This window comes from Sphaerisporangium sp. NPDC051011 (assembly GCF_040653595.1).
Lineage (GTDB): Bacteria > Actinomycetota > Actinomycetes > Streptosporangiales > Streptosporangiaceae > Sphaerisporangium.
Window position 1 is genome coordinate 241076 of record NZ_JBFAGG010000015.1, and the last position, 12879, is coordinate 253954.

The 12879-nt window shown below is 68.4% G+C and carries 12 protein-coding genes; all 12 read right to left on the minus strand.

The annotated features are described in order from the left end of the window. Positions 1-3 precede the first annotated feature (3 nt). The 12 genes from AB0H21_RS31040 to AB0H21_RS31095 all read right to left on the minus strand — a co-directional run bounded on the left by AB0H21_RS31040 (position 4) and on the right by AB0H21_RS31095 (position 12094). Positions 4-2214: a prolyl oligopeptidase family serine peptidase gene (locus AB0H21_RS31040; RefSeq protein ID WP_358523659.1), complete on the minus strand. Its 2211-nt coding sequence runs from the start codon at positions 2212-2214 to the stop codon at positions 4-6. Positions 2215-2391: 177 nt separating this feature from the next. Then, entirely contained in the window at positions 2392-3534 is a 1143-nt protein-coding gene (locus tag AB0H21_RS31045) for an ABC transporter ATP-binding protein (protein ID WP_358523662.1), read from the minus strand. Positions 3535-3560: 26 nt separating this feature from the next. Continuing rightward, the gene (locus AB0H21_RS31050) at positions 3561-5369 is read right to left on the minus strand and encodes an ABC transporter permease subunit (RefSeq protein WP_358523663.1); all 1809 of its coding nucleotides are present in this window, start codon (positions 5367-5369) and stop codon (positions 3561-3563) included. A gap of 52 nt (positions 5370-5421) precedes the next feature. Then, a complete protein-coding gene (locus AB0H21_RS31055) occupies positions 5422-6489 on the minus strand; it encodes an extracellular solute-binding protein (RefSeq protein ID WP_358523664.1) in 1068 nt (355 codons plus the stop codon). A gap of 138 nt (positions 6490-6627) precedes the next feature. Further along, positions 6628-7008: a cupin domain-containing protein gene (locus AB0H21_RS31060; RefSeq protein ID WP_358523667.1), complete on the minus strand. Its 381-nt coding sequence runs from the start codon at positions 7006-7008 to the stop codon at positions 6628-6630. Further along, complete coding sequence (locus AB0H21_RS31065) at positions 7005-8642, minus strand: NAD(P)/FAD-dependent oxidoreductase (RefSeq protein ID WP_358523670.1); 1638 nt, start codon at positions 8640-8642, stop codon at positions 7005-7007. Before AB0H21_RS31065 ends, AB0H21_RS31060 begins: the two co-directional genes overlap by 4 nt. Before the next feature lie 55 nt (positions 8643-8697). Next, positions 8698-9087, minus strand: a complete 390-nt coding sequence (locus AB0H21_RS31070; protein ID WP_358523673.1) for a nuclear transport factor 2 family protein — start codon at positions 9085-9087, stop codon at positions 8698-8700. A gap of 32 nt (positions 9088-9119) precedes the next feature. Continuing rightward, the gene (locus AB0H21_RS31075) at positions 9120-9890 is read right to left on the minus strand and encodes an IclR family transcriptional regulator (protein ID WP_358523675.1); all 771 of its coding nucleotides are present in this window, start codon (positions 9888-9890) and stop codon (positions 9120-9122) included. Positions 9891-10106: 216 nt separating this feature from the next. Further along, complete coding sequence (locus AB0H21_RS31080; protein ID WP_358523677.1) at positions 10107-10361, minus strand: hypothetical protein; 255 nt, start codon at positions 10359-10361, stop codon at positions 10107-10109. A gap of 118 nt (positions 10362-10479) precedes the next feature. Next, positions 10480-11325 (minus strand): helix-turn-helix transcriptional regulator, encoded by an 846-nt coding sequence (locus tag AB0H21_RS31085; RefSeq protein WP_358523680.1) that lies wholly within the window; start codon positions 11323-11325, stop codon positions 10480-10482. A gap of 18 nt (positions 11326-11343) precedes the next feature. After that, positions 11344-11859 carry a DUF6879 family protein gene (locus AB0H21_RS31090; protein WP_358523705.1) on the minus strand — a complete coding sequence of 172 codons (516 nt, stop codon included), beginning with the start codon at positions 11857-11859 and terminating at the stop codon, positions 11344-11346. Continuing rightward, positions 11840-12094 (minus strand): hypothetical protein, encoded by a 255-nt coding sequence (locus tag AB0H21_RS31095; RefSeq protein WP_358523682.1) that lies wholly within the window; start codon positions 12092-12094, stop codon positions 11840-11842. The genes AB0H21_RS31090 and AB0H21_RS31095 overlap by 20 nt, the downstream gene beginning before the upstream one ends. Positions 12095-12879: the final 785 nt, after the last annotated feature.

Consider the following 12879-nt stretch of genomic DNA (forward strand, 5'->3'; position numbering starts at 1 on the left):
TCCTCAGTCGCTCGAGCATGTCGGGGTGGTCGTCTCGCCGCTCGGACGCCGGTGTGGCTCGGTCCCCTTGGTCCGGCCCCGTTCGGTCCGGCCCGTTCGGTCCGGCTCCGTACGGCCGAAGGCGTGCAGGAAGACCGCGAAGGCGGTCGCGCGTTCGTGGACGAATCGCCGGCTCGGCTTGTCGACGCCGTGCCCGCCGTCGTTGTCGATGCTCAACAGGATCGGGCGACCCGGCGCGGGCACCCCCGCGTCACGCAGCGCGTCGACGAACGCCATCGAGTGCACCGGGTGTACGCGTGTGTCGTGCAGTCCGGTCGTGACGAGTACGGCGGGGAACCGTGTGTCCGGCGGCACGTTGTGCAGCGGTGAGTACGCCCTGATCCACTCGCGATCCGCGGGGTCGTCGGGATCGCCGAAGTCGGACATCCACAGCCGGGCGATCGAGAAGTACTGGTAGTGGAGCATGTCGGTCATCGGCACGGCCGCGTGGACCGCCGCGAACAGGCCGGGCCGTTGCACGATGGCCGCCGACGCCAGCAGGCCGCCGTTCGAGCTTCCCCAGAGCGCCAGCGTGGCGGGGTCGCAGAGGCCCGAGGAGACCAGCGAGCCGGCGACGTCGTAGAGATCGTCGAAGACGCGCTGCCGGTTGGACCGCGTCCCCTCGCGGTGCCACGCGTCCCCGCGCTCCCGGCCGCCTCGGACACCGGCGACGACGTACCGGTGACCCAGGTCCGCCCAGGCCCGCCCGACCTCGGAGAAGGCGGCGGTGCTCGACAGGCCGAAGCCTCCGTACGCGTGGAGCAGGGTCGGAATCCGGGCGTCCGGCGGCACGTCCTCGGGTTCGACGACGATCATCGGGATGTCACGCCCGTCGCTTGCCGTCGCGGAGCGACGGCGTATGGCGATCGGCCGGTCGTCCGGAGGGTCGTCCCACGCGGCGATGTCGTACACCGTGTCGTGCGCGGCGTTCCATCCGGCCAGCCGCGCGCTCTGCGCCGGAGTCGACCAGGAGAAGGCGGCCGTGTGGCGGTCGAGGTGCCGCACCACCCGGTTCCGCATCATGGACTGTCCGGGCGTCGGGAACAGGATCGAGACCTGGCCCAGCGCCGGCATCGGGGCGAACCGGATCCGCCCCTGCCCTTCCCGCAGGTCCACGAAGCCGACCTCGGAGCTCATGTCGCGCTCGCCGACCAGGAACAGCGAGCCGTCGCTGACCGAGACGTCGTCGATGACGAGATCGCTTTCGGGGACGATCACCTCCCACCGGCCCGGCTCCGGCCGTGCGGGGTCGACCCTGACCACCTGCCCGTACGGCGCCCCGACGCTGGTGGCCCCGGCGATGGCCCCTGACTCGGTGAAGTGCAGGCGGGTCTTGCCGCCGCGGTCCGTCACCAGGGCGGTCCTGTCACCCGTGGTCAGGTCGATCAGGTGGACGTCGGTGTCCAGCCATCCGATCGACACGTGAACCAGCAGCCGGTCGCCGTCCGGGGAGAGTTCCACGTCGGGCCAGTCCAGGCAGGTCTCGCTCGATGTCCAGTACGGCGTGTCCTCGCTCTGCGGCGTCCCGAGGCGGTGCAGCCTGATCTCCCGGCCGTACTCCCGGTTCTCGGGATAGTGGCTGTAGAAGAAGCCGCTGCCGTCGGGAAGCCAGGCAAGGCTGGCGTGCCGGACGCCATGGAGCCGGTCGGGAAGCACCTCGTTCGTGCGCAGGTCGAGGATCGACCCGGCCGATTGTTCCGAGCCGCTGTGCGACATCCCGAAAGCCAGGAGTCCGCCGTCCAGGCTCGGGTAGAACCAGTCGACCGCGGCCGGGCCCCGGCCCTCGGCGTACGTCGCCGGGTCGAGAACGACGCGGGTCGCGGACGGCTCGACGCGCCCTCGGTGACTTCCGGGCGGCGGTTTCGCCGGCGGTTCGCGGCGCACCACGACGCGGTGGTCCGCGCCGGGCAGGCGGTCGCTGGTGAAGATCCATCGTCCGCGGACCGACGGCGCGCCCACCATGCCCCGTCCCACGGCGGAGGCGAGGGCACCTGCGGCCAGGGCGTGGAGGGGCTGGATGTCCGGGCGGCCGAGATATCCGCTCAGCTCGGCTTCCCGCGCGGCGAGCCACCGGCGAGTCTCAGGGGCGTCCAGGTCGTCGAACCGGACCACCTGCGACGCCGCGGCGCGGACGGCGCCGGCGGGCTCCCCGATCCCGGTGTCCCGCGACGTCATCGGCCCCCCAGCCGACACCGCTCCTCGCTCCACGGGAGCGGGGAGAGCTGAACGGCAGGACCCTCCGGCTGTACCACGAAGGTGTCGGAGAAGCCGACTCCGAAACCACCGGCCGGGTCGTACAGGCCGGGCCCGACCGAGAAGCACACCTCGCCGGGCTCCGGCCTGTGGGTGGTCTCACGCATCGGCGGTCGCCAGCTTCGCTGTGTCCTCGAGGGCCGACGAGTCGGCGAGCATGTCCGTGTTCCGCGGGAAGACGTGCACGTCGTCGAGCTCCCATCCGACCTCGACGCGGTCGCCGACGGCGCCCCTGAACGCGTGGGCGCTGTTCTGCACGCTCGCCCACAGCGCGCCGACGCCGTCGACCTGAACGCAGTACTGCGTCGCCGCCCCGAGAGAGACCACGTCGACGACGACACCCTCGAACCGCGGCTTCGTCGTCTCGCCGGTGCTCTCGGCGGCCAACCGCACCCGCTCGGGCCTGATCGTCAGATCGGCCGCGGCGCCGACCGCGGTGCGGACCCGAGGGATCGGGATGACGGTGCCCTCGGCGAGCTCGGCTCGATCGGCGCCCGCGATGCGCGCGGACAACGTGTTGTTGTCACCGAGGAAGTTCGACACGAACAGGCTGGCGGGCGAGTCGTACAGCGCGTCGGGTCGCCCCAATTGCACGATCTTCCCGTGGTTCATGATCGCCACGCGATCCGACAGTGACATGGCCTCGTCCTGGTCGTGGGTGACGTAGACGATGGTGATCCCCAGCTTGCGGTGCAGCGCGCGCAGTTCGTTCTGCAGCCGTGAACGCAGGCGCCGGTCCAGGGCGCCCAGTGGCTCGTCCATGAGCAGCAGGGCCGGCTCGTAGACGATGGCGCGCGCGATCGCCACCCGCTGCTGCTGCCCGCCGGACAGCTGCGCCGCGTTGCGGTCACGGTACGGCGCGAGGTCGACCAGGTCGAGCGCCTCGGCGACCCGCCGTTCGATGTCCGACGGGGACTGCGAACGCATCTGCAGCGGGAACGCGATGTTCTCCGCGACCGTCATGTGCGGGAAGAGGGCGTAGTTCTGGAAGACCAGCCCGATGTTCCGCTTCTCGGCGCGGACCTGTGCCACGTCCTGCCCGTCGATGACGATCTGTCCCGCGGACGGCGCCTCGAATCCGGCCACCAGCCTCAGGCTCGTCGTCTTCCCCGAGCCCGACGGACCGAGCAACGACAGGAACTCGCCCTGCTTCACGTCCAGTTCCGGCACGTCGAGCACGCGCGTTCCGTCGTAATCCTTCGTCACATCGCGCATCGACAAGCTGAACTCGCGCTTGCTCATGCCGCAATCCCTTCGATACTGCTTTCCTAGAGATCTTTCGTTGATCCGCTGCGTACGGTGGTGCGGGTTCTGCGCCGTTTGAGCACCTGCCACCCGAGAGCGACGACGCTCGCGAACGCCATGAACAGCACGGCGGCGACGCCCACGGTGGGATCGGTCTGCAGTGCGAGCGCCTGGAAGATCCGGTTGGGAAGCGTCTGCACATTGATGCCGGACAGGAAGATCGCGATGGTGGACTCGTCGAACGACGTCACGAAGGTCAGGAACAGCGAGACCAGGACCTGTCCCGCCAGGAGCGGGAGCAGGATCCGCCGCATCGTCTTCAGCCGCGACGCGCCGAGGCTGGCCGCCGCGTTCTCGTAGTCGGGGTTGAGCGCCTGCACCCCGGCGAACCCGATGATGAACGCCTGCGGCAGCGTGATCGAGATGTGCGCCAGGATGAAGCCCGCCTGGGTGTCGACGAGCCCGACCCGCAGGAAGCCGATGAAGAACGCGTTCGCGGCCACGACCACCGGGAACAGCAGCGGAACGAGGAGGTACGGCAGCGAGACGGCGCGCAGGGCCTTGGACCTGGTCCGCCCGATGGCGATGGCGGCGAGCGTGCCCAGCGCCGTCGCGCAGACGGCGCTGACGAGGCCGACCACGATGCTCACCCATAGCGGCACGAGCCAGCTGCTCGTGAACATGTTGGCGTACCACTGCGTCGAGTAGGAGTGGGGCGGGAAGACGAGCGCCCGGGTGCCGGCGAACGAGATCGGAATCGCCAGCAGCTGCGGGAGCAGGACCAGGATCGCCAGCACGGTCGCGATACCCGGGACGATGCCCGGCACGTAACTCAGCCGCGAGCGATCCAGCAGGCGTGCGGCGACACCCGCGATGCTCCGGCGCGCGTACCGGTGGGTCGCGCGGCGCCACGGCAGGCGCGGCCGGCGTCCGCGCTCCGGCCGCTCGGCCGGCCCGTCGGTGGCGAGCGCGGTCATCAACTGGGGGGCGACGACGGATTGGATCTTCTGTCGCGTCAGCAGCGTGAACAGGAGGAGCACGACCAGGATGGCGGCGCTGAGGATCACCGATGCCGCCGCGGCGGAAGCCGTGTCCCCCTCCTCGCTCACCGCACCGTAGATGAAGGATCCGGCCATGCCGGCGGAGTTGCCGCCGAGGAGTTCCGGGACGGCGAAGCTCCCCGCGCTGTAGACCAGGGAGAGCACGAAGGCGACCTGCAGCCCCGGGCGCGTCGCCGGCAGGAAGACCCGGACGAAGGCCTCGGCCGGTCCCGCGCCCATGCTGCGTGCGGCGAGCACCCGGCTGACGTCCACCTTCTCGATGACCGGCACCAGCACCAGCACCAGCACGACGATCGGGATCTGCGAGTGCACCAGGCCGACGATGACCGCGAAGGAGTTGAACAGCAGATCGGCACGCTCGAACCCCAGAGCCGCCAGCGCGTTGTTGATGATTCCCTGCGAGCCGAGCAGCACCTGGATCGCGAACACCCGGATCAGCACCGACGTCAGGTACGGCGCGACGACGCAGATGTAGAGGAATGCTCGGAACATCCCCCGGGCGCGAGCGATCGTGAATGCGACGGGGAAACCGATGAGCACACACAGGATCGCCGACACCAGCGAGAGCAGCGCGGTGTTCTTGAGCACTTCGAGGAAGCCGGAACCGCCCAGCAGCCGCGCGTAGTTCCCGAAGCCGAACTCCTCGCCGGCGACGCTCCGGACCAGGAGCATCACCAGCGGCACGACGTACACGACGGTGACGAAGAGCACCGCGGGCAGCGCGAGCGCGCCCCATCCCCTCGGCCTCGCCGAGTCCGTATCTCGCCTCATCGGGCTCCGCTCGCGCGGTGCACGGGTTCGATCATTGACGGCCGTCATGGGACTAGGAGTGGAGCCAGTTCTGCCAGCGCTTCACGACGTCGTCGTAGTGCTCGGCCCACCAGTTGCCGTCGATATAGAAGGAGTCCTTGTTGGTCTCCGCGGTGCCCGGGAGATTGGCGCGTTGGTCCGCCGGCAGCTTGTCGAGGACCGACTTGACGGTCGGCGTGTAGTTGAGGGAGTTGAGCATCTCCGTCTGCGACTCCGCCGAGAGCGACCGCTGGATCACCTCCATGGCCTTGGCGGGGTTCGCCGCGTTCTTGGAGATCGTCAGCGTCTCGACACTGACCGTTGCACCGTTCCAGTTGTACTCGACGGTCGCCCCGCCCTTCTGCAGGTCGCGGAGACGCCCGAGGGTGTAGAGGCCGGTGACGACATTGCCCTGGGAGATGGCGGTGTCGGCCCGGTTGATGAAGATCGCATTCGGCTTGATCTTGTCGAGCCACTGGAACGCGCGGTCGACGTCGAGCGGGTAGAGCTTCTCACGCGAAACCCCGGACGCCAGCAGCGCCACTTCCAAGGTGCCGATGGGCCGGTCGGGGAACGACCGCTTGCCGGGGAACTTCTCCACGTTCCAGACGTCCGCCCAGGTGCTCGGGCCGCCGTTGGGGAAGGTCTTGGTGTTCCAGTAGAGGTTCCGCGAGAACTGGTACCACGGAACGCTGTACTCGTTGATCAGCGACTGGTTCGCCACGGTGGAGACGTCCAGCTTGCTCTTGTCGAGCGGCCGAAGCATCCCCTTCGACATGAACTGCGCCAGGGTGGCGGTTTCGGTGTCGACGATGTCCGGGCTCGGCCGTCCCGACTTGATGATCTCGTCGAGCTGGGTGACGTTCGAGCCGTTCTGGTCGATCTTGACCTCGACGCCGGACTCCTTGGCGTACGGGTCGAAGAGCGCCTTCTTCACCGAGAGCTCGTAGGTGCCTCCGTATCCGGAGTACCACAGCGTGTTGCCGCTGCCACTGCCGGAGCCGCAGCTCACGAGGGTGAGACCGCAGGTCACCGCGGTCGCGAGGGCCAGGACGGACCTACGCGGCCGGGATCGGCGGACGGCTGCGATTGCGGATTTCATTGACATGGGGTGTTCCATTCGTACTGGCCCGGTAGATAAAGGCCGAAATTATGTCGGGTGACCCTCGGTCACGTGGCAGGTGCCGTTGAGGTTGATGTGCTGTTGCCCGTTCGGCCCGCGGGACCCCGCGCAGCCTCGTCATCCGGCGAGGTAGTCCTCGTCGGCGACCTCGCCCCGCCAGTCGACCTCGCCGAAGTGGACGATGAACTGGGTGAGCATGCCCTTGTCGGTGGCGCCGTGCCAGTGCTCGACGCCCGGCTCCGTCCAGACCACGTCACCCGGGCCCACGGTGACCCGCTCCTGGCCGCGCTCACAGATCCAGCCCTCGCCGGCCACCGTGTACAGCAGCTGACCCCCCTCATGGGTGTGCCAGTGCGTACGCGAGCAGGGAGCGAAGAAGATGTTGATGGCGCGGGTGTCGTCCGCGGCGACCATGATGTCCGACCACACCGTTCCGGTGGTGGTCGAAGACCGCAACCCCGAGGACTGCTCTCCCCGTATCCCCCGGCCGATGATCATTGCTTGCTCCTTGTGGTTGTCGTCGATCCGACGCGCCCGTCCCGGGCGTCGGCGAGCATCCGCCGGCTCGCGTTGTAGCCGGTGACGCCGCTCATGAAGTTTCCGGGCCACGTGCCGACGCCGCACAGGTAGAGGCTCTCGACCGGGGTGCGGTGATCGGCACACCCGGGCATCGGCCGGGAGTCGAAGATCTGCCCGGGCACGATGTCGCCGTGGGCTCCGTTGCCCTCGGCGAGCGCGAACTCCCGCTCCAGGTCGAGCGGTGTGTAGACGTGGAAGTCATGGAGGACATCGGTCAGGTTCGGCACGTGCTCCTCGAGAGTGGCGATGACCGCCTTACCCAGATCGTCCCGCTGCTCGTCCCAGGTGCCACTGGCGAGGTGGTACGGGATCCCGCGGATGCTGAGGCTCACGAAGTGGCATCCCGGCGGGGTCAGGGACGGGTCCAGGGCGGAGGAGATGATCCCCGAAATGGTCGGCCGCTCCGTCCATCGGCCCATCACGGCCTCGTTGTAGGCGTTCTGCAGCACGTCGATGCTGGGGGCGACGCGGAAGTTGGTGGCCAGGAACAGCCGGTTCTCCTCCTCCGACGACGCCGCGGCGAATCGCGGCGTCCCCTTGAGAGCCAGATGCACCTTCGCCGAGGAGCCCTTCATGTTGATGCGCTTCGCCTGCGCGTAGACGTCCTCGCCCAGCTCGGCCGGGGTGAGCATCCGGGTGAGCGTCAGCTTGGGGTTGGCGTTGGACAGCACGCGCCGGGCTCGGAACTCCCGCCCGTCCTCGAGAGCCACCCCGACGGCCCGATGACCCTCGACCAGGATCTTGGCCACCTCGACGCCGGTCAGGATCTGGACTCCGAGTGCCCTGTTGGACTCGGCCATGGCCTCGGTGATGGCGCCGATGCCGCCCAGCGGCGCCGCGTTCCTCATCATCAGCTCGTTCTCGTCATGGGTGCCCACGCGCTTCATGGACTGCTCCCATAGCGGCCTCTGCAGCAGCAGGTAGCCCGAGCCGGGGGTGCGTGGCCCGACGAAGTTCGTCGCGACGGCCGTACCGGCGAAAAACGCCTGAAGCTCGGGCGAGGCGAGATACCTCTCGATGATGCCGGCGACGCTGCCGAACATCACCGACTCGAAGGCCTGCTGCTCCTCCGGGGTACGGAACCGCGACGCGACGGTGGCGAGGCTCGGCGGCGGGTCGTAGAACGAGATGTCCATCGTGCGCGCGACGGAGGCGAAGAACCGCAGCAGGCCGGAGTAGCCGTCGATGTCGGCGACGCCATGGGCGAAACGGGCGATCTCGGCGTGACGACGCTCCCGGTTCGGCCACGGAGCGAGGGCGCGGCCGTCGTCGAACATGGTCAGCGAGCCGAGCTCGGGTCTGGTGAAGCGGAGGCCGAACCGCTCCAGCTCCATGTCGGCGATGATCCTCGGATCCAGGCTGTGGCTCGAGTTGGCGACGCTGCTGCCGCGATACCCCGGGAAGATCTCCTCTGTCACACAGGTGCCGCCGACCATGTCACGGCGCTCCACCATGAGGACGGACCATCCCGCACGCGCGAGGTAGTGAGCGGCGACGAGACCGCTGTGTCCGGTTCCGATGACGATGGCGTCGTACATCTGGTTGTCGTTCATCTACTTCCGCTTTTCCAGCCAGGTACCGAGGGCGCAGCCGCAGAGTGCTTCGCGGTCAGCCGAGGGGACGGATGGACCGCGAGCTGATGCGCCACCCGTCCGCGCCCAGGCGGACGGTGTCGCGGTACTCGGCCGCGGAGAGCACACCGCCCTTGCGGAGGGTCAGGGCCTTGGTGACGCATTCGGCGCTCCCCCCGTCGACCGGCGTGACGATGACGTTCGTCACATGGTGGCTGACCGCGGGATCCGTGATCTTCTTGAAGGCCTCGATGAGAGATGGCAGGCCATGGGCCACCAGACGACCGGGATTCTCGAAGTGAACGTCCTCGGCGAAGACCTCTCCAAGGCGGTCGTAGTCATGGGAGTCGAGAACGTAGGCGACCTGCGACAACAGATCGCGAATCCTGCCGACCTCGGCGGTCGCCATCGTTGACGGCTCGTTCACAGGGTTCCTCTCGTGGGTCGGAACGGGCGGCATCAGGCGATACCCCGCGTCGCCGCGATCGTCCGTTGGGTGATGTGGGCGATGTAGTCCGGATCGTTGCGAGTGGCGGGCACGACCGTCGCCAGCACGCCGACCACCCGTTCGGACACGCGCACCGGGGCCGCGACCGACCAGGACTCATGGGTCGACTCGTAGCTGCTGTACGCGTAGCCCTGCACCGCGATCTCCGCGAGTTCGGCACGCAGCTCGTCCCACGTCCGCGTCCTCCCGGTCGCGGTGAGGAACGTGCCGTCGGCGGCGTGGGAGCCCAGGTGCTCCGGGTCGCCGCCGGAGAAGGCCAGCAGCGCCTTGCCCGCCGCACCGAGGTGTGCCGGGCCCCGCTCGCCAGGCGGCACCACGCGTCGTACGGGCCGCTCCGACTCGGCCGACTCGATGCAAAGCCGTTCGGCGCCGGCGAGGACGAAGAACGCCACCGTTTCGTTGAGTTCGTCACGCAGCCCGCGTGCCGCCTGACCTGCGATGGAGCGGATACAGGCCCACTGGTCGGTCTGATACAGCATGGTCGTCAAGGCCATGCCGGGATGCCACAGTCCGTCAGGACTCTGATCGACGTAGCCGGCCATCTTCAGCGTGGCCAGCAGCCGTGACGCCGTGCTCAGGCTCACGTCGATGGACGCCGCCATCTCGGTCAGGGTGCGTCCTTCGCGCCCCAGTGCCGACAGCAACCCCAACGCACGGGTGACCGCCCGGACGCCCGACGATCGGCCATCGCCAGCTTGCGCCTGGCGGAAGTCTACTTCCATGGTGGGGAATACTAGGGAGGTCCCCCATGCCGATGTCAAGAGCCACGGGCAAGACGCTAGGCCGGGTATTCGAGGTGCTCGTGGCGCCGACGAGCACACCGCTCGATCGCGGACGTCCTGCGCTGGTCAGACTGGCGCCGCGGTCACCAGGCACAGCCCGGCGCCGCCGCTACCGGCACAGATCCCAACCATGATCGCGACGTGTCACGGCGAGTACTAGGAGACGGCCCGCAGGTGGCTTTCCTGGCGGCGGGGGGAGGCGGGGACGGCCCGGCCTTCGAGGCGGTACTGCGCATCGAGCCCTCGTATCAGCTCCTCGGCGTCGGCGCCGCACACGACGTGCGCCAGCCCCCTGCTCTGCGCCTCGGCCGAGACCCGGCCGATCCGGAGGGCGATGAACCCTCCCCCGGCGCCGTCCATGAACGTCCACCGCCCGCCGTAGGCGGCTTCCAGTTCGCGCACGCCGGTCATGCGGCCGCCCTCTCGCCGGGCAGGGCCATGCGGAACCCCCTCCGTCCGATCACCATGCGCATGACGGTAGGAGCGGAGGGTCACCGGCCTCAACGAACATGTACGAACTTGCACGCGATCATTCCAGGGCCTCGATGGCCGCGAGGATGAGCGCGCGCGCCTGGTCTCCGTAGACGGCGGACGCCGCCAGCTCGGCGAAGTACCTGACGTACAGGTCGATCTCGCGCGGCTGCGTGATCGTCACGGCGGCCGAGACCAGTTCGATGAAGACCCGCGCCTCGTCGTAGATGGAGAAGGTCTCGGTCACCACCTGTCTCCGGGGCGCCGACATCGGGATGATCCCCAGGGACAGGTTCGCCTGGCCCATGGCGGTCAGCATGTGCCGGAGCTGCTCGGCCATCACATCGTCTGCGGCGATCCGGTTGCGCAGCACCGACTCCTCGATGAGCATCGCGCAGCGGCGGTTCCGCCCCGCGAGGAAACGCCGCCGCGCCAGCCGCGCCTCGACACCCGCCTCGATGTCGGTGCCCGCGCGGTGGAATTCGGAGAAGCGCGTCATGAGGACCCGCATGTAGCCGGGCGTCTGCAAGGGCCAGGGAACGACGTTGCAGCAGTAGAAACGGAAAAGGCGGGTCTCCTCGTAGAGCGTCAGCCGCATTTCCTGCATGCGTTTCTGGCTGCGCTGGACCCTTCGCCACTCCACATAGGCGTCGCCCGCGCTGCGGGAGGCGGCGATCAGATCGGGGATCTCGTCCGGCACCCCGCAGATCTCGCACCACGTGCGAATGTCCGCGTCACTGGGCGGTGTGCGGCCGTTGACGAGGCGCGAGCATTTGGTCTCGTCCCAGCCGGCCTGCCTGGCCAGGGCTCGGGCGGTCATTCCGGAATCGCGCAGGATCTCGCGCAACCGGTCGGCGATGGCCTGGCGGGCCTGCTGGGCGCTGGAGGACGGCGAAGTGGACACGTGCGGCGCGGTCGGTGCTCAGACGGGGGTGTATTCCGCGTGGTCGACGGCTCTTTCCCAGACGCCCTCGAACGCCACGACGCACAACTTGACGACGGCGGGCTCCTCGGAAATCACATGACCGGCGGGCTCGCCGTCGCCTGTCTGGAAAACGAAACAGACCAGGCCGTCGTCGAATTGCCAGAAGTCACTGCCCGGCAGCGCCAGATCGGCCGCACGGGGCCGGGGCAGCCATCGCACCTGCTCGCCGCCGGCGAGATTCGCGGCCGGGGTGATGGCGTGCTCGTAACGGATGTAGTCGCTGACCGGCTCGGACACCACCCGCGCGCGACGGAAGGAGACCCCGCGGGCGACGTGGGTTCTGATGAGGTTCACCCAGGGGCTGAGATAGTCGTATCGCGCGATCCGTTCCACGGGAACGCCTTCACGCCACGCGCGGTAGCCGGCGCTGCCGGTGCCATAGGTATCGCGGAGTTCCAGGTGCGTCACGGAGCTCCGGGCCTTCTCGAACATCTCAGTCAAATCGAGGGTCATGGCCACCACACGCCTCCCAAAGGGCCTTGCGCAGCTCGGAGGGCAACCGGAAAGCACGCTCATTGGCCTCGATATGGCTGTAGGTCTGTATCTCGGCGATCACGTCCGGGTCCTCGATCGGGTAGCCGACGAGCACGAGGCTGCCGTCCTCTTCGTCGACCGAGACCGACGGGCAACTGTTCTGCTCGCTGCCGCCCTTGCCGTAGAACCGTAACGCCATCGAGTCCTCCAGCATCGGAAGTATGCACGGACTTGCACATCCGAGGCTCGCCGCCCGCGGCGCCGTAGTCAAGCGATTACAAGAAGTCGAGGCGAATAGTACACGGTTCTCGGAGCCCTGAACCGGCGCGGACAGGCACCATTCGGAAGCCCCGTAACCCTCGCCCTTACTCCGCGTGACACGCGACTGGAAATAAACCCTCAAGTACCGCGCGCGGATATGACCGTCGCGGCCTGGGGCATTCCGTACATCATGACCGGCCGATCGCGTCCCAGAGGTCGGCGACCTCGACCTGTACCGCGACAAGCCGACCATAAGCGACACCGGCGGCGGCCTTCTGGTCATCTACCACGCCGAGCCCGGCACCGACTCCGCCCGTGCCCTGCCCTCCTCGGCTCGATGGCCGCCGGCACCCCCGACCCCCCGCATCGACCCCGCCCCTCGGCTCCGTGATCGCCCCCTCTGGCGAGGGGCACGACACGACTCCCCCGTCGCGCGCGGCTTGACGAGTTCATTGCCATGTGTCACCCTGAAGTTGGCCGCGTGATTGACTCGCATGGTAATGTGTGGACAGGTGTTTGCTTTCTGCCTAGACTGTCTGCTCGCGCCGCCTTCTGACGTCCCGTGACTCTCGCCTGATTCGCGAGGCCGTCCGGCGTGCGCGCAGCCAGTCCGCGAGCCCTCGGAAGGACATCTGTTGGCAGTCTCGCGCAACGCCTTCGCCGTACCCGCTGGTCCCCGCCGCGTGTCTTTCGCGCGCATCCAGGAGCCGCTCGAAGTTCCCGATCTTCTCGCCCTGC

Coding starts and splice junctions, on each gene's coding strand:
- AB0H21_RS31075 (WP_358523675.1), bottom strand. CDS start 9,890: ATGGAAGTAGACTTCCGCCAGGCGCAAGCTGGCGATGGCCGATCGTCG.
- AB0H21_RS31065 (WP_358523670.1), bottom strand. CDS start 8,642: ATGAACGACAACCAGATGTACGACGCCATCGTCATCGGAACCGGACAC.
- AB0H21_RS31060 (WP_358523667.1), bottom strand. CDS start 7,008: ATGATCATCGGCCGGGGGATACGGGGAGAGCAGTCCTCGGGGTTGCGG.
- AB0H21_RS31090 (WP_358523705.1), bottom strand. CDS start 11,859: ATGACCCTCGATTTGACTGAGATGTTCGAGAAGGCCCGGAGCTCCGTG.
- AB0H21_RS31040 (WP_358523659.1), bottom strand. CDS start 2,214: ATGACGTCGCGGGACACCGGGATCGGGGAGCCCGCCGGCGCCGTCCGC.
- AB0H21_RS31050 (WP_358523663.1), bottom strand. CDS start 5,369: ATGAGGCGAGATACGGACTCGGCGAGGCCGAGGGGATGGGGCGCGCTC.
- AB0H21_RS31095 (WP_358523682.1), bottom strand. CDS start 12,094: ATGCTGGAGGACTCGATGGCGTTACGGTTCTACGGCAAGGGCGGCAGC.
- AB0H21_RS31055 (WP_358523664.1), bottom strand. CDS start 6,489: ATGAAATCCGCAATCGCAGCCGTCCGCCGATCCCGGCCGCGTAGGTCC.
- AB0H21_RS31045 (WP_358523662.1), bottom strand. CDS start 3,534: ATGAGCAAGCGCGAGTTCAGCTTGTCGATGCGCGATGTGACGAAGGAT.
- AB0H21_RS31080 (WP_358523677.1), bottom strand. CDS start 10,361: ATGACCGGCGTGCGCGAACTGGAAGCCGCCTACGGCGGGCGGTGGACG.